Annotated in this window: 17 protein-coding genes; 5 read left to right on the top strand and 12 right to left on the bottom strand. The window is 71.3% G+C overall.

The features are described 5' to 3' along the window. Positions 1-11: 11 nt before the first annotated feature. From OHA64_RS24330 to pdhA (OHA64_RS24320), 3 genes are read right to left on the bottom strand one after another with little or no spacing between them, the layout of a single operon-like run. Complete coding sequence (locus OHA64_RS24330; RefSeq protein WP_405616447.1) at positions 12-1,502, bottom strand: dihydrolipoamide acetyltransferase family protein; 1,491 nt, start codon at positions 1,500-1,502, stop codon at positions 12-14. A 10-nt stretch (positions 1,503-1,512) separates the two neighbouring features. Then, the gene (locus OHA64_RS24325) at positions 1,513-2,478 is read right to left on the bottom strand and encodes an alpha-ketoacid dehydrogenase subunit beta (RefSeq protein WP_405616444.1); all 966 of its coding nucleotides are present in this window, start codon (positions 2,476-2,478) and stop codon (positions 1,513-1,515) included. Between the two features lie 43 nt (positions 2,479-2,521). After that, positions 2,522-3,751: a pyruvate dehydrogenase (acetyl-transferring) E1 component subunit alpha gene (gene pdhA, locus OHA64_RS24320; protein WP_405616442.1), complete on the bottom strand. Its 1,230-nt coding sequence runs from the start codon at positions 3,749-3,751 to the stop codon at positions 2,522-2,524. A 793-nt stretch (positions 3,752-4,544) separates the two neighbouring features. Between pdhA (OHA64_RS24320) and OHA64_RS24315 the strand changes: the two genes are divergently transcribed. After that, positions 4,545-5,828, top strand: coding sequence for a phosphotransferase (locus OHA64_RS24315; protein WP_405616440.1), 1,284 nt, complete (start codon positions 4,545-4,547; stop codon positions 5,826-5,828). Positions 5,829-5,952: 124 nt separating this feature from the next. On the opposite strand, the gene OHA64_RS24310 is transcribed toward OHA64_RS24315, so the two are convergent. Further along, entirely contained in the window at positions 5,953-7,551 is a 1,599-nt protein-coding gene (locus OHA64_RS24310; RefSeq protein WP_405616438.1) for a protein kinase domain-containing protein, read from the bottom strand. A gap of 335 nt (positions 7,552-7,886) precedes the next feature. Between OHA64_RS24310 and OHA64_RS24305 the strand changes: the two genes are divergently transcribed. Beyond that, complete coding sequence (locus OHA64_RS24305) at positions 7,887-9,521, top strand: protein kinase domain-containing protein (RefSeq protein WP_405616436.1); 1,635 nt, start codon at positions 7,887-7,889, stop codon at positions 9,519-9,521. 106 nt (positions 9,522-9,627) lie between these two features. Here the strand turns inward: OHA64_RS24305 and OHA64_RS24300 are convergent, their stop codons facing one another. Next, complete coding sequence (locus OHA64_RS24300; protein WP_405616434.1) at positions 9,628-10,170, bottom strand: bacterial proteasome activator family protein; 543 nt, start codon at positions 10,168-10,170, stop codon at positions 9,628-9,630. Positions 10,171-10,702: 532 nt separating this feature from the next. Between OHA64_RS24300 and OHA64_RS24295 the strand changes: the two genes are divergently transcribed. Next, positions 10,703-11,053 carry a hypothetical protein gene (locus OHA64_RS24295; RefSeq protein WP_405616432.1) on the top strand — a complete coding sequence of 117 codons (351 nt, stop codon included), beginning with the start codon at positions 10,703-10,705 and terminating at the stop codon, positions 11,051-11,053. Between the two features lie 59 nt (positions 11,054-11,112). Here OHA64_RS24295 and OHA64_RS24290 read toward each other — a convergent pair whose 3' ends face one another. Next, entirely contained in the window at positions 11,113-12,093 is a 981-nt protein-coding gene (locus tag OHA64_RS24290) for an NAD(P)H-quinone oxidoreductase (protein ID WP_405616430.1), read from the bottom strand. A 308-nt stretch (positions 12,094-12,401) separates the two neighbouring features. Between OHA64_RS24290 and OHA64_RS24285 the strand changes: the two genes are divergently transcribed. Next, positions 12,402-13,457: an ATP-binding cassette domain-containing protein gene (locus tag OHA64_RS24285; protein WP_405616428.1), complete on the top strand. Its 1,056-nt coding sequence runs from the start codon at positions 12,402-12,404 to the stop codon at positions 13,455-13,457. Then, on the top strand, positions 13,454-14,302 hold the full coding sequence (locus tag OHA64_RS24280; RefSeq protein ID WP_405616425.1) for an ABC transporter permease: 849 nt from the start codon (positions 13,454-13,456) through the stop codon (positions 14,300-14,302). The genes OHA64_RS24285 and OHA64_RS24280 overlap by 4 nt, the downstream gene beginning before the upstream one ends. Positions 14,303-14,384: 82 nt before the next feature. Here OHA64_RS24280 and OHA64_RS24275 read toward each other — a convergent pair whose 3' ends face one another. The 6 genes from OHA64_RS24275 to pdhA (OHA64_RS24250) all read right to left on the bottom strand — a co-directional run bounded on the left by OHA64_RS24275 (position 14,385) and on the right by pdhA (OHA64_RS24250) (position 21,457). Beyond that, positions 14,385-15,482, bottom strand: a complete 1,098-nt coding sequence (locus tag OHA64_RS24275; protein ID WP_405616423.1) for a potassium channel family protein — start codon at positions 15,480-15,482, stop codon at positions 14,385-14,387. Then, positions 15,479-16,876: a molybdopterin molybdotransferase MoeA gene (locus OHA64_RS24270; protein WP_405616421.1), complete on the bottom strand. Its 1,398-nt coding sequence runs from the start codon at positions 16,874-16,876 to the stop codon at positions 15,479-15,481. Before OHA64_RS24270 ends, OHA64_RS24275 begins: the two co-directional genes overlap by 4 nt. Further along, positions 16,873-17,763: an NTP transferase domain-containing protein gene (locus OHA64_RS24265; RefSeq protein ID WP_405616419.1), complete on the bottom strand. Its 891-nt coding sequence runs from the start codon at positions 17,761-17,763 to the stop codon at positions 16,873-16,875. The genes OHA64_RS24270 and OHA64_RS24265 overlap by 4 nt, the downstream gene beginning before the upstream one ends. Positions 17,764-17,913: 150 nt before the next feature. Beyond that, positions 17,914-19,320 (bottom strand): dihydrolipoamide acetyltransferase family protein, encoded by a 1,407-nt coding sequence (locus OHA64_RS24260; protein ID WP_405616417.1) that lies wholly within the window; start codon positions 19,318-19,320, stop codon positions 17,914-17,916. After that, a complete protein-coding gene (locus OHA64_RS24255) occupies positions 19,320-20,324 on the bottom strand; it encodes an alpha-ketoacid dehydrogenase subunit beta (protein WP_405616415.1) in 1,005 nt (334 codons plus the stop codon). The genes OHA64_RS24260 and OHA64_RS24255 overlap by 1 nt, the downstream gene beginning before the upstream one ends. Continuing rightward, positions 20,321-21,457, bottom strand: coding sequence for a pyruvate dehydrogenase (acetyl-transferring) E1 component subunit alpha (gene pdhA / locus OHA64_RS24250; RefSeq protein ID WP_405616413.1), 1,137 nt, complete (start codon positions 21,455-21,457; stop codon positions 20,321-20,323). The genes OHA64_RS24255 and pdhA (OHA64_RS24250) overlap by 4 nt, the downstream gene beginning before the upstream one ends. Between the last annotated feature and the right edge of the window lie 26 nt (positions 21,458-21,483).

The raw sequence follows: 21,483 nt of genomic DNA, 5'->3' as shown, positions 1-21,483 counted from the left end.
GTCCCGGCTCGTCACGCCCAGCTGATCAACCTCTTCGGCTGCTCCAGAATCGCCGCCACATCCGCCAGCACCTTGGAGCCCAACTCCCCGTCCACCAGACGGTGGTCGAAGGAGAGGGCCAGGGTCGTGACCTGGCGGGGCTTCACCTTGCCCTTGTGGACCCACGGCTGGAGCCTGATCGCGCCGACCGCGAGGATCGCGGACTCGCCGGGGTTGAGAATCGGCGTGCCCGTGTCGACGCCGAAGACGCCGACGTTGGTGATCGTCACCGTGCCGCCCTGCATCGCGGCGGGCGATGTCCTGCCCTCACGTGCCGTCGAGACCAGCTCGCCGAGGGCTTCCGCCAGTTGCGGGAGCGTCTTGGCCTGCGCGTCCTTGATGTTCGGCACGATCAGGCCACGCGGGGTGGCCGCCGCGATACCGAGGTTCACGTAGTGCTTGACCACGATCTCCTGGTTCGCCTCGTCCCAGGACGCGTTGACGTCCGGGTTGCGTTTGATCGCGACCAGCAGGGCCCTGGCGACCAGCAGCAGCGGGTTGACCCGCAGGCCCTGGAGCTCCTTGTCCTGCTTGAGCTCCTCGACCAGCTTCATCGTGCGGGTCACGTCGACCGTCACGAACTCCGTGACATGCGGCGCCGTGAAGGCCGAGCCGACCATCGCCGCGGCGGTCGCCTTGCGGACGCCCTTGACCGGGACGCGGGTCTCACGGGCGGTGTCGTATGTCGGCGCCGGAGCCGGTGCCTGGACGCGGGCGGGCGTCTCCACCACCGGCTCGGGCGCCGGCGCCGGTGCCACCGCCGCGTGCACGTCCTCCCGCGTGATGATGCCGTCCGGGCCGGACGGGACGACCGTCGCCAGGTCGACGCCCAGGTCCTTGGCCAGCTTGCGCACCGGCGGCTTGGCCAGCGGACGGGGCTTCACGGCGGCGGCGGTGCCGTGGCCGTTCAGCTCCGCCTGGGTCACCGTCGGCACCTCCTGGACCCTGATCTCCGGGCCCTTGCGGGGGCGGCGCTTGGTGGAGGACGTCGCCACGCCGTAGCCGACGAGGACCGGCTGGCGACCGGAGCCCGCCGGGCTCTTCTCCTCGGCCTTCCGCTCCCCGGGCTTCTGCCCGGCGGGCTTCTGTGCCGTGGGCTTCTGTGCCGTGGGCTTCTGTGCCGTGGGCTTCTGCGCGGAGTCCGGAGCCTCCACGAGGGCGGAAGCCTCCGTCGGGGCCGGCGCCTCGGCCGGCGCCGCACCGCCCGCCACGTCCACCGCGATGATCGCCGTCCCCACGTCCACCGTGGCTCCCTCGGCGAAGCGGAGTTCCCGCACGACCCCGTCGTAGGGGATCGGCAGTTCCACGGCAGCCTTCGCGGTCTCGACCTCGCAGACCACCTGACCGTCCGTCACCGTGTCGCCGGGCTGGACGTACCACTTGAGGATCTCGGCCTCGGTGAGCCCTTCGCCCACGTCCGGCATCTTGAACTCGCGTACGGACGCATCCGTCATCGTCGTCACGACCCTCTCCTCAGTACGCCAGGGCACGATCGACGGCGTCGAGCACCCGGTCCAGGCCCGGCAGGTACTCCTCCTCCAGGCGCGCCGGCGGATACGGGGCGTGGTAGCCGCCGACCCTCAGCACCGGGGCCTCCAGGTGGTAGAAGCAGCGCTCCGTGATCCGGGCGGCGATCTCCGCGCCGGAGCCGAAGAACACCGGGGCTTCATGGACCACCACCAGGCGGCGGGTCTTCTCCACCGACGCCTGGATCGAGTCGAAGTCCAGCGGCGACACCGAGCGCAGGTCCAGGACCTCCAGGGACTTGCCCTCCTCGGCGGCGGCGTCCGCCACCTCGTGGCAGAGCTTCACCATCGGGCCGTAGGCGACGAGGGTGAGGTCCGTGCCCTGGCGGACGACCCGCGCCTTGTGCAGGGGGCCGGGGATCGCCTCGGCGTTGACCTCGCCCTTGTCCCAGTAGCGCCGCTTCGGCTCGAAGAAGATCACCGGGTCGTCGCTCTGGATGGCCTGCTGCATCATCCAGTACGCGTCGGACGCGTTCGAGGGGGAGACCACCTTCAGGCCCGACACATGGGCGAAGAGCGCCTCGGGGGACTCCGAGTGGTGCTCCACCGCGCCGATACCGCCGCCGTACGGGATACGGACGACGACCGGGAGCTTGACCTTGCCGAGGGAGCGGGCGTGCATCTTCGCGAGCTGCGTGACGATCTGGTCGTACGCCGGAAAGACGAAGCCGTCGAACTGGATCTCCACGACCGGACGGTAGCCGCGCAGGGCGAGGCCGATGGCCGTGCCGACGATGCCGGACTCGGCGAGGGGGGTGTCGATGACGCGGCTCTCGCCGAAGTCCTTCTGCAGGCCGTCCGTCACCCGGAAGACGCCGCCGAGCTTGCCGACGTCCTCGCCCATGACGAGGACCTTGGGGTCGGCCTCCAGGGCCGCGCGCAGCGACTCGTTGATCGCCTTCGCGACAGCCATGCTCTTCGCCGGCGCCGCTGTGGATGTCACCGTCCCGGCCATCTCAGATTCCCCCTTCTACGTCCGCGAACGACGCCTGGTAGGCGGCGAACTGGGCTCGCTCCTCGTCGACGAGCGCGTGCCCGTCGGCGTACACGTTCTCGAAGATGGCGAAGTGGTCCGGGTCCGGCATGGCGCGGACCGCTTCGCGCACTCGCCTGCCCAACGCCTCGCTCTCCGCCTCCAGTTCCGCGAAGAACCCCTCGTCCGTGTGGTTTGAGGCCTCCAGATGCCGGCGAAGGCGCAGGATCGGGTCCTTCGCCTCCCAGGCCTCACGCTCCTCGTCGGCCCGGTACTTGGTCGGGTCGTCGGAGGTGGTGTGGGCGCCCATGCGGTACGTGTACGCCTCGACCAGGGTCGGGCCCTCGCCGCTGCGGGCGCGCTCCAGCGCCCACTTGGTGACCGCGAGACATGCGAGCACGTCGTTGCCGTCGACGCGGACGCCCGGGAAGCCGTAGCCCTGCGCGCGCTGGTAGAGCGGGACGCGGGTCTGCCTCTCGGTGGGCTCGGAGATCGCCCACTGGTTGTTCTGGCAGAAGAACACCACGGGGGCGTTGTAGACCGAGGAGAAGGTGAAGGACTCGGCGACGTCGCCCTGGCTCGACGCGCCGTCGCCGAAGTAGGCGATGACCGCCGAGTCCGCTCCGTCCTTGGCGACGCCCATCGCGTAGCCCGTGGCGTGCAGGGTCTGGGAGCCGATGACGATGGTGTAGAGGTGGAAGTTGTTGCTGTTGGGGTCCCAGCCGCCGTTGTTCACGCCGCGGAACATGCCGAGGAGGTTGGTCGGGTCGACGCCTCGGCACCAGGCCACGCCGTGCTCGCGGTAGGTCGGGAAGACGTAGTCGTCCTCCCGGGTGGCGCGGCCGGAGCCGATCTGGGCGGCCTCCTGGCCGAGCAGGGAGGCCCACAGGCCGAGCTCGCCCTGGCGCTGCAGGGAGGTGGCCTCGGCGTCGAAGCGGCGGGTGAGCACCATGTCGCGGTACAGGCCGCGGAGGTCTTCGGGGGTGATGTCGGCGACGTACTTGTCGTACTCGGCGTTCTTGACGCGCTTGCCCTCGGGCGTCAGCAGCTGGACGAGTCCGGGCTCGCCACTTGGCGGATTCTTTGCGGTCGCCGAGGGCTTCTTGGCGGTCGTTCGCTTGCCGGCCGTGCTCTTCGTACCGGTCGTACCGGTCGTACCGGTCGTACCCGCGCTGCGTCGCGGTGTGCGCGCGGCAGTGCTCTCCACGGTCACGTGTGCTCCTCCGTCGGTCCGGCTACCCGGGTTCGCCGGGCGCCAGTGCGGCTCACCTGTTGCCTCACGGACGCACGGGGTGGGTGCGGCTCGTTCGGAACCAGGCGTGACAGGTTGCCCCGGCGAGCGCCCTGCACCTAGGCACGTTACCCAGTGCTCCACAATTCTGTGAAACCCCTCCTGACCTGCGTTTTTGCTTGGATTTCCAAGTAAAATCGCAAAATCGGGAACAGTTCCTGGTCACAGCCTTGCAGGGGGCCGGAACAACGGCACGTTATCCCGGTGACCCAGCTCACGGGAAGAGTCGCCGAGGGCGGGTCCACAAGTCGGGTGCGAAACCGACCGCGGGCGCGAAGCCGGAAAATCGGGGCATTTCCGCCGGCCGACGGACGACCGAGAGGTGATCCGCCGGGTCGTCCACGAACTCCTGTCCATCGAGGACGACATCGAGGACGGCACCGAGGGCGCCGACAAGGCCGGACCGCGGCCGGCACGCCTGCGCCGATTCCGGCCATCCGCCCCGACGTCGCCACGCTCGACGGGACACGTCCTGACGGCCATCCGGGGGAACGAACCACCGCAGCCGCCCGGAACGCCCCGTCGGGAGGGCGGACGGGAGTCGAGGTCACCTTTCGATACCCAAGGCCCGACACCCAAGGCCCTCACTTCAGAGGAAAGCCACTTCGAGCGCAACCTGTGATCGAAAGCGACTGTCTGTGACAACTCCCAGCTCAGAGGCCTCATCGGTGCCCTAGCATCGGGCAGCGTGCCGCGCTCTTGTGTACCACCCCTCATGCCCCACGCGCCCCCGTTGGGCACCCTCCTCCGCCAGTACGCCGCCGGGTCCGCCCTCACCTGCGAGCCCGTCGACCAGGGGCTGCTCAATGGCGGCTACCGCCTGCGCACGACCCGCGGCCGCTACTTCCTCAAGCACCACTTCGACCCCGAGACCGCCGACCCGGACGCGATCGCCCGCCAGCACCGGGCCACCCAACGCCTCGCCGCCCTGGGCGTCCCGGTGGCGCCCCCGCTCACCGGTCGCGACGGGCGCACGGTCGCGGTCGTCGGCGGCCACGCCTATGCCCTGCACCCCTGGATCGACGGCCGCCACCGACACGGCGGTCAGCTCACCACCGCGCAGTGCGCGCGACTCGGGTCACTGCTCGGGATGGTGCACGCGAGCCTCGAGCGCGTGATGCCGACACAGGCACGGACGCGCGCGAAGGGATGGACGCCACTCGAGAGCCCCGGCACACGTGCGCACGGCCACCCACACATCCCGCGCCCCCGTCCGTCCACCGCACCCCCCACCCACAGCACCGACAGACACGCCTCCCGTGTGACCGGGCACCGCGGCGACACGCGACTCTCACCGCCACCCCCGCGGGCCGAGAGCGCCCCCGCACCGATCCCCCCGGCCACCGAGGCGCCCACGCCTCCCCCGTACGCCTCCGGGCCCCCCGCGCCTCACCCACTCACCACCGGGCCGACCACCGACGACCTGCGCCCGCCGAGCGCCGACCCCGCCGACACCTTCACCCTCATCGACGAGCTGCTCGGCCGCGTCCACCGGCACCGGCCCGCCGACTCCTTCGACGAACTGGCCCGGTACCGGCTCCTGGAGCGGCGCGCACTGCTGGAGCAGCACGCCGACCGGCGGCCTCCGCGCGGCGGTTCGGTGGGCTGGGTGCACGGGGACTTCCACCCGTTCAACCTGCTCTACAAGGGGGACGCCCCGGCGGCGATCGTCGACTGGGACCGCCTGAGCGTGAAGCCCCGCGCGGAGGAGGCCGTACGTGCCGCCGCGATCTTCTTCGTGCTGCCCATGGGCGCTCTCGACCTGCCGAAGGTACGGGCCTACGCGCGCGCCTACCGGCGTACGGCCGGCGCCACACCCTCGCAGCTCGCGGCGGCCGTGCACCGCGTGTGGTGGGAGCGCCTGAACGACTTCTGGATGCTGCGCTGGCACTACGAGCGCGGGGACACCCGCGCGGACCCCCAGTTCCCGGCGGCCTCGGCGCTCGCGGTGTGGTGGACCCGGGAGTACGACGCGGTGTGCGACGCGTTCGTGGACTGAGCGACCCTCCAGAGGTCCTGCGCAACAGCACGCGCGCGTGGAGCCCGTTTCCGGGTCGCACGCGCGCGTGACGAAGGCTTGTGACGGCTGCCGCGGTGAGCGGGTCGGGCGGTCAGCCAGGCGGTCAGGTCCCGCCCTCGCCCCCGTTGCCGCCCAAGGCGCCCGAGACGGTTTCACCGGTCGGATCCGTCGGGTCGTCCGTCGGTTCGTCCGGCGGCGCCGAGGTCGTCGGATTGTCCGGCGGGCCCGAGGTCGTCGGGTCGTCCGTCGGATCGTCGGTCGGGTCCTGCGTCTGCGGCTGGGAGGGCGTGTAGGACGGCGAGTACGACGGCGAGTAGTCCGGGTCGGAGCCCGTGCCCGTGCCTGTGCCCGTGCCGTCGTCCGTGTTCGTGTCGGTGGGCTCGTCGCTCGTGTCGTCGCTCGGTGTCTCGTCGGCCGTCTCCTTGGGAGTGGTCTGCGAGGTGGTCGGCGACTTGGTGGTGTCGGGGTTCTTGTCGTCCTTGTTGCCGCTCTGGAGCGCCAGCGCCACGCCCGCCGCGATGGCGATCACCGCGAGGACGGCGAGGATCCACAGCTTGCCGCGTCCGCCGCCGCCCCGGTTGCCGTGCCCCTCGAAGCCGCCCTCGTCCCCGCCGCCGTAGCGGTTGGGCAGGATCTGCTGGGGGATCTGCGTGGTGCCGGAGCCGTCACCGGGGTGCGGCATGACGGACGTGCCGGCGAGGCCCGCCGCCGGGGTGTGCCGGCCGTCGTGCACGGCGACATGGCCGGTGTTCCAGGTGCCGGTGTGGCCGCCCTGCTCGTACAGCATCTGCAGGCCGTACTGGACCAGGCCGCGCATCTCCTCGGCCGTCTGGAACCGGTCGTCGGGCTCCTTGGCGAGGGAGCGCATGACAAGTCCGTCGAGCTCCGGCGGGACTGCTTGGGAGACCTCGGACGGGGGCGTCGGAATGTCCTGGACGTGCTGGTAGACGACCGACAGCGGGGTCTCACCGGTGAACGGGGGCCGCAGCGCGAGGAGTTCGTAGAGGAGGCAGCCCGTCGCGTAGAGGTCGGAGCGGTGGTCGACGGCCTTGCCGAGCGCCTGCTCCGGGGAGAGGTACTGCGGGGTGCCCATGACCATGCCGGTCTGCGTCATCGTCGTGGACGCGCCGTGCAGCGCGCGGGCGATGCCGAAGTCCATCACCTTCACGGCGCCGTTCTCGGTGATGATGACGTTGGCCGGCTTGATGTCGCGGTGCACGATGCCGTGCTGGTGCGAATAGGCGAGCGCCTCCAGGACACCCGAGACGATGATCAGGGCCTGCTCGGGCCCGGGCGCCTCGGCGTTCAGGAGCAGGTCGCGGATCGTGCGCCCCTCGACGATCTCCATCACGATGTACGGCACGGACTGGCCGCCGACGAAGTCCTCGCCGGAGTCGTACACGGCGACGATCGCGTGGTGGTTGAGGCCGGCGACGGACTGGGCCTCGCGCGTGAAGCGGGCCTTGGAGGTCGGGTCCTCGGCAAGGTCGGCGCGCAGCAGCTTGACCGCCACGGTGCGTCCGAGGCGTACGTCCTCGGCCGCGAACACCTCGGCCATGCCGCCCCGGCCGAGTCTGCGGGTCAGCCGATATCGGCCGTCCCCGACCAGTCCGCCGTTCCCCCACATTTCCGGCGCATCTGACATCCCGCCGCCAGTCGCCTCGGGGTCGGACGGGCCCTGAGCGCGCTGCTGCTGTGCCATCAGTCCTCGCCGTCGTTTCTGCCCGCGGTGCGCGCGGTGTTGTTACGGGTCTCCGTCGGCCACGCTACAGCCTCCGCGCAAGCCGCCGATCCGGGAAGACCCCGGGAACCGGCCCGACGCGGACCGGCCATCAAACCGTTATTACGTGCCGACGTGCAAATTGTGTGTACCGGCCGTACGCCTGCTGTAACGCTTGCGCGACCTTTCTCTCTCGTACGGTCACGGAACGGGCACCGCGCTTGACGTGTCAGTGCCCTCCGGCAGACTTGGCCGGGAATGCACTTTGGATCAACGGCACGCATCGGCGCATGAGGGCCTACGGGGGACGCAGAGACATGAGCCAGGACGGCGCTCAGGGCCGGTACGCGGGGCGGGCGATCGCCGGCGGCCGTTATCAGCTGCGCGACTTGCTGGGCGAGGGCGGCATGGCCTCCGTGCACCTCGCGTACGACTCGGTGCTCGACCGGCAGGTCGCGATCAAGACACTTCACACCGAGCTCGGCCGCGAACAGGCCTTCCGTGAGCGCTTCCGCCGCGAGGCCCAGGCCGTGGCCAAGCTCACTCACACCAACATCGTCTCCGTCTTCGACACCGGCGAGGACGATCTGGACGGCACGACGATGCCGTACATCGTCATGGAGTACGTCGAGGGCCAGCCGCTCGGTTCGGTGCTGAACACGGACGTGGGGCAGCACGGCGCGATGCCCGCCGACAAGGCGCTGAAGATCACCGCGGACGTGCTCGCGGCGCTGGAGATCAGCCACGAGATGGGGCTGGTCCACCGGGACATCAAGCCGGGCAACGTCATGATGACCAAGCGCGGGGTCGTCAAGGTGATGGACTTCGGCATCGCGCGGGCCATGCAGTCCGGCGTCACCTCCATGACCCAGACCGGCATGGTCGTCGGCACCCCGCAGTACCTCTCTCCCGAGCAGGCGCTCGGACGCGGCGTGGACGCCCGCTCCGACCTCTACTCCGTCGGCATCATGCTCTTCCAGTTGGTCACCGGCCGGCTGCCGTTCGACGCGGACTCGCCGCTGGCGATCGCGTACGCGCACGTGCAGGAGGAGCCGGTCGCTCCTTCGTCGATCAACCGCGCCCTGCCGCCGGCGGTGGACGCACTGGTCGCCCGCGCGCTGAAGAAGAACCCGAACGAACGCTTCCCGAGCGCCGAGGCCATGCGTGACGAGTGCCTGCGCGTGGCCGCGTCCGTCCAGCCCGCCGCGCCGAGCATCGTGCCGGGCTCGCCGACGCAGAGCGGCGCGGGCGTCGGTTCCGCGGTGTTCCCGCCGATCGACCAGACACCGCCGCCCCAGGGAAACGTCCAGACGCCGTACCAGCCGACACCGCATCCGTACGGCAACCCGACCCCGTCGGCGCACTCCCCGGCGTACGGCTATCCGCAGCAGCAGGGTTACCAGGCGCCCGGCCCGGCCGCGTACGCCCCGCAGCAGGGCGCGTCGACGCCGCCGCCCTACAACCTCGCGCCCCAGACGACAGTCGCCTCCCCCGGGGGCGGCGGCAAGGGCAACAAGCCGGTGATCATCGGCTCGATCGTCGTCTCGCTGGTCGCCGTCGGCGGGCTGCTCGCCGCGCTGATGATGAACAGCGGCGGCAGTGACGACGCGGGCGGGGACCCCAGTGCCAGCCCGTCGGTCTCGGCGACCAAGGAGGCGGGCTACCGCGGGCCGGACACGACGAAGACGATCGAGACGACCGAGTGCTCCGAACCGGAGGAGTCGTACAACGACCCCGACCAGGTGCGGATGCCGGACTTCCAGTACAAGAACTGGGACTCGGTTCTGGAATGCCTGAAGGCCGCGGGCTGGCACTACACCACGAACGACGTGGACGAGAACACCTTCGGTGACGGCACGGTCATGAAGCAGTTCCCCGAGAAGGGCACCGACTTCGATCCGAAGAAGCCGCCGAAGATGCAGTTCGACGTCTCCACCGGCAACCCCTCCTGATCGCGGAGCAGCAGGCAGCTGCCGGCGGAAGCAGGGAGAGGCGAAAGAGAAGAAGGCAGAAGCGGAAGGGCCCGGCAGCACACTGGCTGCCGGGCCCTTTTCTCGATTACAGGTACGGCCCGCCCGAGCGGCCGCCCGCGCGCGGGTCGTCGGTTTCCTCGTGGCCGCCGACGCCCGGCGGGAGGGCCCGGCGCATCTGCTCCAGCTGGGCGCGTGCGGCCATCTGCTGGGCGAACAGCGTGGTCTGGATCCCGTGGAAGAGCCCTTCCAGCCAGCCGACCAACTGGGCCTGCGCGATCCGCAGTTCGGCGTCGCTCGGGGTCGACTCGTGCGTGAAGGGCAGGGAGAGCCGCTCCAGCTCCTCGACGAGCTCCGGAGCCAGACCGTCCTCCAGTTCCTTCACCGAGCTGGCGTGGATCTCCTTGAGCCGCACCCGGCTCGCCTCGTCCAGAGGCGCCGCGCGGACCTCTTCCAGCAACTGCTTGATCATGCTTCCGATCCGCATGACCTTCGCCGGCTGCTCCACCATCTCCGTCACCGGAACCTCGCGGGAGTCCTCGTCGCCTCCGCCGCCGAGAGCCATCCCGTCCTGACCCAAGACCAGGATCTGAGGGTTCTCCGGCGACCGTTCGTTCCTCGGCATCTCCATGCCGCCATTCTCTCGCACCGCTCCATCTCATCAGCGTGGTGCCCCCAATAAGGGCTGATCCACCTTCTCCGGCCGTTGTCGCCCCCTTGGCCCACCACGAAATGCCGGTGTAGTCGGCAAAAGTCAGGATTGTTCCGTGACTCCATGGGTGCGGGCGACGGTACTGCTCATCGTGGTGGGGGCGGGCGGGTCGGTGTTTCCTTACGGCGGCGCACGAGCGTACGGGGGCGAGTCATCGCCGTACCAGGGTGCGCGGGCGTTCGGGGACAGGTCGTCGGGGGACGTCGGCGCTCGGGCGGTCGCTTCCCCGGCCCCTTCCTCCTCCGCTTCCTCAGTCGCGTCGCCCTCCGCTCCCGCGGCCGCCTCGTCCTTCGCTGCTGCCTCCGCGCGCCCGGCGGGCTCCGTTCCCGCGCACGCACCGCCGCGTGCCACCGCTTCGGCCTCCGTCGTCCCCTCCCCCTCGGCCGCCGTGCCCTCGCGGGCCGGGAGCCGGGCGGGTGAGGGACGGGAGCGGCCGGGGCGGCGGGAGCCGGTGGAAACGGACCCGGTACCGGACGCCACGGAGGTCCAGGACGCCGACGACGTCCAGGACGCCGAGGAGGGCCTGGTCGGCGAGGTGGGCCTGGTCGGCGAGGTGGGTGAGAAGGGCGTGGACGGCGACGTCGACGGTCGGGCGGACGGCGAGGTCACCGCCGTACCGGAAGCTCCTCGGGAGACGTCCCTCGTGCCCTCCGCGCCGCAGACACAGGGCGCGGGCCAGGCCGATGCGCGTCCCGCCGAGCCCCGACTGCCGATCCTCCCCCTGGGCGGTGGGCTGATCCTCGTCGGACTCGGCCTGGGCCTCGCGTTCGTCGCGCTGCGGTTGCGGCGAGGGACCTCCTGAGGCCCGCGCGGGGCGGGAACCCATGAGGCCCCAAGGAGCAATGCGAGGCTGACGCGTGGCTACGGAGTGACCAGCAGGACCTTGCCGATGTGGCCGCTCTCCTCCACCACCCGGTGTGCGGCGGCCGCGTCGCTCATCGGGAGCTCGCGGTCGACGATCGGACGTACCTGACCGGAATCGAGCAGCGGCCACACGTGCTCGCGTACGGCCGCCACGATCGAGGTCTTCTCACCGAGCGGGCGGGCCCTGAGCGAGGTCGCGCTGATCGCGGCCCGCTTGGTCAGGAGCGTGGCGATGTTCAGCTCGGCCTTGATGCCGCCCTGCATGCCGATGATCGCGAGCCGGCCGTTGACGGCCAGCGCCCGCACGTTGCGGTCGAGGTACTTGGCTCCCATGTTGTCGAGGATGACGTCGGCGCCCGCGCCGTCGGTGGCCTTCCTGACCTCTTCGACGAAGTCCTGGTCCCGGTAGTTGACCAGTACGTCGGCGCCCAGCTCGGCACACCGGTCCAGCTTCTCCCTGCTGCCCGCGGTCACGGCGACCTTGGCACCGACGGCCTTGGCGAGCTGGATCGCCATCGTGCCGATGCCGCTGGAGCCGCCGTGCACGAGCAGCGTCTCACCGGGGCGGAGCTGGGCGATCATGAAGACGTTCGACCAGACCGTGCAGACCACCTCGGGCAGCGCCGCGGCCCGCCCGAGGTCGATGCCCTTCGGCAGCGGCAGCAGCTGGCCGGCGGGGACGGCGACCTTCTCCGCGTAGCCACCGCCGGCGAGCAGCGCGCACACCTCGTCGCCGACGGACCAGCCGGAGACCCCGGGGCCGAGCTCGGCGATCCGTCCGGAGCACTCCAGGCCGGGGTAGCGGGACGAGCCGGGCGGCGGGTCGTAGAAGCCCTGGCGTTGCAGGATGTCGGCGCGGTTGACGGCACTGGCCGCCACCTCGACCAGCACCTCGCCCTCGCCGGGCACAGGATCGGGGACCTCGTCCCACACCAGCGCCTCGGGCCCACCAGGTTCGGGAATCGTGATCGCATGCATGAAGGGGACGCTACCCGGGCCACCGACGCCCAGGCCTCTCCCCGACTTCTCCTGGGTCTCGGGGCCCGATCCGAGTTCTTCTGGGGCTCCGGCCCGCTCCGACCTCGCCTGGGACTCCGGCCCGCTCGGTCTCCGGGCCCGATCCGACCTCGCCTAGGTCTCCGGGCCCGTGTCAGCTCCGTCGTTGGTTTGGCCGGTGCTCCGCCCTTCGGCCGGTCTCCTGAAAAATCCCTGTGCGCGACCGATGAGTTTGCGCGACGGTAAAGGTCTCCCCATGCGTCACCCAAGAGCGCGGAAGGACACCCACCATGAGCCAGCACACGTCCGGCCTGGCCATCGAGACCGCAGGCCTGGTGAAGACGTTCGGCGAGACACGGGCCGTCGACGGAGTCGACCTCGCGGTGCCGGCCGGCACTGTCTACGGCGTTCTCGGCCCGAACGGCGCCGGCAAGACGACCACCGTGAAGATGCTCGCCACCCTGCTGCGACCCGACGGGGGCCAGGCCCACGTCTTCGGCCACGACATCGTGCGCGAGGCCGACGAGGTCCGCGGCCGGGTCAGCCTCACCGGCCAGTACGCGTCGGTGGACGAGGACCTCACCGGTACGGAGAATCTGATCCTGCTGGGCCGGCTGCTCGGCCACGGCAAGAAGGCCGCGCGGGAGCGTTCCGGGCAGCTGCTGGAAGCCTTCGGCCTCACGGACGCGGGCGCGAAGCAGGTCAAGCACTACTCCGGCGGTATGCGGCGCCGTATCGACATCGCCGCCTCCATCCTCAACACCCCGGACCTGCTCTTCCTCGACGAGCCGACGACCGGCCTCGACCCGCGCAGCCGCAACCAGGTGTGGGACATCATCCGCGCGGTCGTCGCCCAGGGCACCACCGTGCTGCTGACCACGCAGTACCTCGACGAGGCCGACCAACTGGCGTCCCGGATCGCCGTCATCGACCAGGGCAAGGTGATCGCCGAGGGGACCAAGGGCGAGCTGAAGGCGTCCGTGGGCGCCGGCTCCGTACATCTGCGACTGCGTGATCCGGCGCAGCGGCCGCAGGCCGAGGAGGTGCTGCGGCTGACCCTGGACGCGGACGTGAAGCTCGAGCCGGATCCGGTGGCGCTGACGGCCCGTGTCGGGGCGGGTGCGGCGAACGGGCAGGGTGCGGCCGAGCAGGCGGCCCGGGCGCTCGCCGAGCTGGCTCGCGGCGGGATCGTCGTCGACAACTTCTCCTTGGGCCAGCCCAGCCTGGACGAGGTGTTCCTCGCCCTCACCGGACATGACACCCACGAGACCAAAAACTCGGAAGTCTCTGAGGACTCCAACGACTCGAACCGCTCCGACGACTCGAACGACGAGGTGGCGGCATGAGCACCGCGACGACCACGGAGACCAAGGACCTCGCCCCGGTCAGAGCCGAAACCCTCGCCGCGCTGCTCGTCGCCGGTGAGCGGCCGCCGCGGCCCAGCGCTCTGTCGGCCTCGCTGACCTTCGGCTGGCGGGCCATCCTCAAGATCAAGCACGTGCCGGAGCAGCTCTTCGACGTCACGGCGTTCCCGATCATGATGGTGCTGATGTACACGTACCTCTTCGGGGGCGCCCTGGCCGGGTCCCCGAAGGAGTACATCCAGTTCCTGCTGCCCGGCATCCTGGTGATGTCGGTCGTGATGATCACGATGTACACGGGCGTCTCGGTGAACACCGACATCGAGAAGGGCGTCTTCGACCGCTTCCGGTCGCTGCCCATCTGGCGGCCGTCGACGATGGTCGGCTATCTCCTCGGCGACGCCCTGCGCTACACGATCGCGTCGGTCGTGATGCTCACGGTCGGCATGATCCTCGGTTACCGCCCGGACGGCGAGGTCGGCGGCGTCCTCGCCGGGATCGTGCTGCTGGTCGTGTTCTCGTTCGCGTTCTCGTGGATCTGGACGATGTTCGGGCTGATGCTGCGCACCGAGAAGTCGGTGATGGGCGTCAGCATGATGGTGATCTTCCCGCTGACGTTCCTGTCCAACGTCTTCGTCGACCCGAAGACCATGCCGGGCTGGTTGCAGGCCTTCGTCAGCAACAGTCCGGTGACCCATGTGGCGTCGGCGGTACGGGGTCTGATGGCGGGTGACTGGCCGGCCGACGAGGTCGCCTGGTCGCTGGGCTGGGCGGGCCTGTTCCTGGCGGTCTTCGGGCCGATCACGATGCGGCTGTACAACCGCAAGTAGCGAGCCCCTCGGCGGCCGTCGGCCCGGTACCGCCGGCGGTCAGCCTGGGGAAACGGGCGGTTCCGGGGGATCGGTCGGACGGTCAGTCCTGGGGAATCGGTCGGGCGTCGGGCGCGATCTGGCTGCTCGGCGTCGCCCGCACGATCGTGATCAGCCGGTCCGTCAGTTCCAGTGCCCCGACGGCCGGATCGTCGTAGCCGAGCACCCGGTGCCCTCGTACGACGCTCACCACCAGGTCTTCCGTCTCCCGCGCCGGCTTGCCCACCTCGGCCTTTATGACCGGCCGTTCGATGATGTCGAGCCCGCTGCCCTGCTGGATCAGGTCCTCCATCACCATGCCGGCGGCGGGACTGAGCACGGACAGTCCGAGCAGCCGTCCGGCCGCGCTGGCGCTGGTGATCACCGCGTCGGCGCCGGACTGCCTCAGCAGCGGCGCGTTCTCCTCCTCGCGCACGGCCGCCACGATCTTCGCGCCCTTGTTGAGCTGCCGGGCCGTCAGTGTCACCAGGACCGCCGTGTCATCGCGCTGGGTCGCGATGATGATCTTCCGTGCCTTGTGCACCTCGGCCCGCTTCAGCACCTCGCTGCGGGTGGCGTCCCCGACGACACCGGCATAGCCCTCCGCGGTCGCGGCGTCGATCGCCTTGCCACTGGGGTCGACCACCACGACCTGCTCCTTCTTCAGGCCCGTCGCACAGACGGTCTGGATCGCCGACCGCCCCTTGGTTCCAAAGCCGACGACGACGGTGTGGTCGCGCAAGGTGGACCTCCAGCGGGTGAGCCGCCATTCCTCCCGGGTGCGTTCCGTGAGGACTTCGAGCGTGGTGCCGACCAGGATGATCAGGAACAGCACGCGCAAGGGTGTGACGACGAAGATGTTGGTGAGCCTGGCGGCATCGCTGACGGGGGTGATGTCGCCGTAGCCGGTGGTGGACAAGGTGACCGTCGCGTAGTACCAGGCGTCGAGGAAGTCGACCGAGCCGTCGGAGTTGTCGTTGTAGCCGTCGCGGTCGACGTAGACCAGCAGGGCGGTCGCCACGAGAACCAGCAGGGCCATCGACAGCCGCTTGGCCACCTGTCGGAACGGGTGCTCCACCACGGTGCGCGGGAGCTTCACCCGATGGGTCACGAGATGCTCGTCCGCCTGCCGGGCGATCGCGTCATGGCCCGGAAGTTTCACGTGAAACACACCCCGATTCCGGCGCTCGCCCAGGGCAGATCGAGGAGTTCGCTCTCCTGACCGGGCCGCGAGCCGCCGGGCGGTACGACGGCCAGGGCGTCGGCCGCCGCGATGCCCCGCAGCATCGCCGGGCCGTTGTAGTGCAGCGGCACGGCCCGGTCACCGCGCAGAACGACGGGGATGAGCCGGGTGTCGTACGGGTGCCCGTGCACCTCGTCCTGGAGTGGCAGCGTGTACGACTCCGGGGCGGGCCGTGCCGCGAGGGTCCGCAGCAGCGGCTCGGCGAGTGTGAGCAGGCCGGAGACGGCCGCCAGGGGGTTGCCGGGCAGGCCGACGAGGTGCTGGTTCTCCTTGGTGCGGGCCAGCAGCATGGGGTGGCCGGGACGCACCTTCACGCCGTGCACCAGGAGTTCGGCGCCGATGCGGCGCAGGGTGGGATGGACGTGATCGACGGGGCCGGCGGCGGTGCCGCCGGTGGTGACGATCAGGTCGGCGTCGCTGGTGGTGATCGCCTTGTGCAGGGCGTCGGCGTGGTCACCGAGTCGACGTACGGCGATGACCTCGGCGCCCAGCGCACGCAGCCAGGGCGGGAGCATCGGGCCGAGGGCGTCACGGATCAGCCCGTCGCGCGGAGTGCCCTCGGTGAGCAACTCGTCGCCCAGGACGATGACTTCGACACGGGGGCGGGGGACGGCGGTGAGGGTGTCGTATCCGGCGGCCGCGGCGAGGCCCAGGACCGCCGGGGTCACCAGGGCGCCGACCGGGAGGAGTTGGTCGCCGCTGCGGCACTCCTGGCCACGCGGCCGGATGTCCTGGCCGTGCGCCGCCTCGCGGGTGGAGTGCAGCCGGCCCTTGTCGTCGGTACGGCCGTGCTCGCTGCGGAGGACCGCGGTGGTGTCCGGGGGGATGCGGGCGCCGGTGGCGATCCGGACGGCCTCGCCGTCGGTGAGCGGCTCGGGCTCGGTGTGCCCGGCGAGGACGCCGTCGTCCCGGACGTCCCAGGGGCCGGGGCCGGCGACCGCCCAGCCGTCCATCGCGGAGGTGTCGAAGGAGGGCAGGTCGGTGAGGGCGGCGAGCGGAGCGGCCAGGGTGAGGCCGAGGGCGTCGTCGAGGGGGACCGAGACGGGGGCGCGGCGGGCGCCACGGGTGGTGCGGGTGGCCCGTTCGGCGATCGCCCGGGCCTCGGGCCAGGGGGTGGCCCGGTGACGGGTCCCCTGCGTGTGTTCCGGCCGGTGAGCGGCACCGTGCGGGTCGCTGTGGCGGCCGTCCTCCGTGCCGGGTGCGGGTACCTGACCACCGGCATTGTGTCCGTGGTTCTCGTTCACGAGGGCGAGTACCTCCTCGACGTCGAGGTCCTCGGCGTCCTCGCCTGCCCGGGTGGCTCGGGCCGTCATCCGGCGTCCGGGGCCGCGTCGGGCTTGGCCTCGGCGGTGTCCTCGTCGGCCCAGCGGAGAGCGAGGGCGGTCGCCTTGCGGGACGCCTCGGCCACCTCCTCCGGTCCGCCACCGGCCCGCGCGGCCGCATAGCCGACGAGGAAGGTGGTCAGCGGGGCAGCGGGCCGCGCCACACCGTGGGCGGCGTCGCGGGCGAGGTCGAGCAGCACGCCCGTGTCGACGTCGAGCTCGATGCCGAGTTCGTCCTTGACTGCGGTAATCCATTCATCCAACACGTGCCCATGCTCCCTGATGCGTGCCCTGGCAGTGGCGATGTCGTCCCAGGTGTCGCAGTCGAAGGACGCGACGGGGTCGGGGACGCGGGTGAGGTCGAGCCCCGCGGTCAGCCGGCGCACGGGCAGACCGGTGAGGCCGCCGCTCTCGGCGGAGCCGCTCCTGGCCGGCATTCCGTTGAGTACGGTCAGCTCCCGGCGCAGTGCGGACGTGCGGTAGGCGGCCACGAGCGGCTGGTCGCGGCCGTCGGTGTCGGTGAGCAGCACGCCCTCGGCGCCGCTGGTCCCCAGGGCGGTCAGCAGCCGCCGTACCGTCTCCTCGGTCAGGAAGGGCAGGTCGGCGGAGAGGACGACGACGTCCTGGGCCGTGGTGTGCCGCAGCCCGGCGTAGAGCGCGGCCACCGGTCCGCCGCCGGGCGGCCGCTCACGCGCCCAGGTCACGGGCCGGGCGGTCGGCCGCGGGTCGGCGACGACGACGGTGGTGCGGGCGTCGGCGCAGGCTGCGAGCACGCGGTCGAGCAGTGCGCGCCCGCCCACGCGCACTCCGGGTTTGTCCGCACCACCGAGCCGCCGGGCGGCACCTCCGGCGAGCACGACGGCGTCGTATGCGGTCACCCCCCGAGTATGCGTGTCGCGGCGATCACAGGGAACGCGGGGAGACGGCGCAATCAAGGCGCAGGCGAGGCTCGATCGAGGTGGGTCGAGGCTCAGTCGAGGTGGGTCGGGGCGAGCTGCGGGCGGTGGCTGGACGCGATCAAGGTGCCGTCACAGCGTGCGCAGCAGGACCGCCGGCTGTTCCACGCAGTCCGCCACGTACCGCAGGAAGCCGCCGGCGGTGCCGCCGTCGCAGACCCGGTGGTCGAAGGTGAGCGAGAGCTGGACGACCTGCCGCACCGCCAGCTCACCCTCATGCACCCACGGCTTGGGGACGATCCGGCCGACGCCGAGCATGGCTGCCTCGGGGTGGTTGATGATCGGTGTGGAGCCGTCGACGCCGAAGACGCCGTAGTTGTTCAACGTGAAGGTGCCGCCGGTGAGTTCACGGGGGGTCAGGGTGCCCGCGCGGGCCGCCTCGGTGAGCCTGGCGAACTCCGCGGTGAGCGACTCGGCGTCCCGGGTGTGCGCGTCCCGGACCACGGGGACCACCAGACCTCGCTCGGTCTGGGCGGCGAACCCGAGGTGGATCTGGTCGAGCCGGACGACTTCCCTGGCGTCCATGTCGACCGTGGAGTTGAGCTCGGGCCAACGGGACAGGGCCGAGGTGCAGATCCGGGCGAGCAGGGCGAGGAGGGCGATCTTCGGGCCGCCGGAGGCGTTCATCGCCGTACGCGCCCGCATGAGCTCCGTCGCGTCGGCGTCCACCCAGCAGGTGGCGTCCGGGATCTCCCGTCGGCTGCGGGACAGCTTGTCGGCCACGGCGCCGCGGATGCCCTTGAGGGGGATACGGGTGCCGGAGGGGGAGGGGGCGGTCGTGCCGGCGGTCGCGGTGGCGGGGGCGGCCGTCTGCCTGGGCGTCACGCGCGCGGGCGGCTCGGCGGTCGGGGTGGGCGTCACGCGCGCGCGCGGCTCGGCCGGCGGGGTGGCGGGGCGGGCCGGGGCGGCGGAGGCCCGCAGCGCGTACTCCACGTCCGCCCGCAGGATCAGCCCGTCGGGCCCGGAGCCGGTGAGGTCCCGCAGGTCCAAGCCGTTCGTACGAGCCAGCCTGCGGACCAGGGGGGAGATCACGGGAACGGGCCCGTCCGCCACGTCGGGCGCACCGACTTGGCCGTTCGCCGTCCCGGAGGTGCCGGTCGGCGCTTCTGCCCGCGCTCCCGGGGCCTGCGCCGGCTGTCCCGGGCGTACCCGGCGTCGCCGCGCGGGTGCCTCGGAGGTGCCGTAGCCCACCAGCACGTTCCCGGAGCCCTCGGTCTGGACGTCGGAGGCAGGCGCGCCCACCGCCACGGTGATCAGCGGCGCCCCGACGGGCAGTTCCGTGCCCTCCTCGCCGAAGCGGGCGGTGACCACACCGCCGTAGGGGCAGGGCACCTCGACCATCGCCTTGGCCGTCTCGACCTCGACGACCGGCTGGTCGACGGCGACGACATCGCCGACCTGGACCAGCCAGCGCACGATCTCCGCCTCGGTGAGTCCCTCCCCGAGGTCGGGGAGCTTGAACTCCAGGACCTGTGCCATCAGCTCTCGGCCTCCCATTGCAGGCGCCCCACGGCGTCCAGGATCCGGTCCACGCCGGGCAGGTGATGACGCTCCAGCATCGGCGGCGGGTAGGGGATGTCGAACCCGGCCACGCGCAGCACCGGGGCGTCCAGGTGGTGGAAGCACCCTTCCGTGACACGGGCCGCGATCTCCCCGCCCGGGCCGCCGAAGCCGCCCGACTCGTGTACGACGACCGCTCGCCCGGTCCGCCGTACCGAGGCGCAGACCGTCTCGTCGTCGAACGGCACCAGGGAGCGCAGGTCGACGACTTCGAGGTCCCAGCCTTCCTCCCGGGCCGCCTCGGCGGCTTCGAGGCAGACGGGCACGGACGGACCGTACGTGATCAGCGTGGCGCTCCGGCCCGAGCGCCGCACCACCGCGCGGCCGATCGGTTCAACGGCCGGCGGCTCCTCCGGGTTCCAGGAGTCCTTCGACCAGTACAGACGCTTGGGTTCCAGGAAGACGACGGGGTCGTCGGAGGCGATGGCGGCGCGCAGCAGGCCGTACGCGTCGGCGACGGTCGCGGGCGTGACGACATGGAGCCCCGGAGTGGCCATGTAGTACGCCTCGGACGAGTCGCTGTGGTGTTCGACGCCGCCGATGCCGCCGCCGTAGGGGACACGGATGGTGAGCGGGAGCGGCATCGCCCCCCGGGTGCGGTTGCGCATGCGGGAGACATGGCTGATGAGCTGCTCGAACGCGGGGTAGGCGAACGCGTCGAACTGCATCTCCACGACCGGGCGCAGCCCGTACATCGCCATGCCGACGGCCGTGCCGAGGATGCCCGCCTCGGCCAGCGGGGTGTCCGTGCAGCGGGTCTCGCCGAACTCCTTGGCGAGGCCGTCGGTGACCCGGAAGACACCGCCGAGGGTGCCGACGTCCTCGCCCATGACGTGCACGGTCGGGTCGGCGGCCATCGCGTCGCGCATCGCGCGCGTGAGGGCCTGCGCCATGGTGGCCGGTTTGAGGGCGACGGTGGTCATCGGTGCGGGCCTTCCTGCTCGGCCTCCAGCTCGGCCCGCAACCGGTCCCGCTGCTCACGCAGTTGCCGGGTGGGCTCGGCGTAGACGTGGTCGAACAGGTCCATGGGGTCGAGCGGCGGATCCTGGTTCATGCGGGTACGCAGGTCGGCGGCCATGGTCTCGGCGGCGTCGCGAGCGGCCCGGACGCCGTCGTCGTCGAGGAGACCGTGTTCGGTCAGTTCGTGTTCCAGAAGTGCGATCGGGTCGTGTCCGCGCCAGGTCTCGACCTCGGTGTCCTGCCGGTAGCGGGTGGCGTCGTCGGCGTTGGTGTGGGCGTCGACGCGGTACGTGATCGCCTCGACCAGCGTGGGACCGCCTCCCGCGCGCGCGTGGCGTACGGCGTCGGCGAGGACCTCGTGCACGGCGGCGACGTCGTTGCCGTCGACCAGGCGGCCGGGCATCCCGTAGCCGACGGCCTTGTGGGCCAGCGACGGGGCCGCGGTCTGCTTGGCGAGCGGTACGGAGATCGCGAAGCCGTTGTTCTGCACCAGGAAGACGACCGGGGCCTGCCAGACGGCGGCGAAGTTCAGTGCCTCGTGGAAGTCGCCCTCGCTGGTGCCGCCGTCGCCGACCATGGCCAGCGCGACGACGTCGTCGCCCTTGAGGCGGGCGGCGTGCGCGAGACCGACGGCGTGCGGAAGCTGGGTGGCGAGCGGGGTGCACAGGGGGGCCACGCGGTGTTCGCGCGGGTCGTAGCCGGTGTGCCAGTCGCCGCGCAGCAGGGTGAGGGCCTGGACGGGGTCCACGCCGCGTGCCACCGCGGCCAGGGTGTCGCGATAGCTGGGAAAGAGCCAGTCACGTTCCTGGAGGACCAGTGCGGCGGCGACCTCGCAGGCCTCCTGGCCGGTGCTGGAGGGGTAGACGGCCAGTCGGCCCTGCTTGGTGAGGGCGGTGGCCTGCGCGTTGTAGCGGCGGCCACGGACCAGTTCGGCGTAGAGCCGGCGCAACAGCCCGGGGTCGACCTCCTTGGCCGCCTCCGTGCCGAGGACGCGGTACGGCTCCGCGTCGGGCAGCAGCGGCGCGGGGTCGGTGCGGGGCTGCCAGGCGGGCGGCGGCGATGGCCGGTACGCGCCCCGCTGCTGCATGACCGTCATAGCGGCACCTCCTCGTGGGAGCGGCT

The organism is Streptomyces sp. NBC_00076, from assembly GCF_045041235.1.
Classification (GTDB): domain Bacteria; phylum Actinomycetota; class Actinomycetes; order Streptomycetales; family Streptomycetaceae; genus Streptomyces.
Note: the sequence above shows the minus strand (reverse complement) of the source record. Positions and strands in the feature narration are given on the sequence as shown.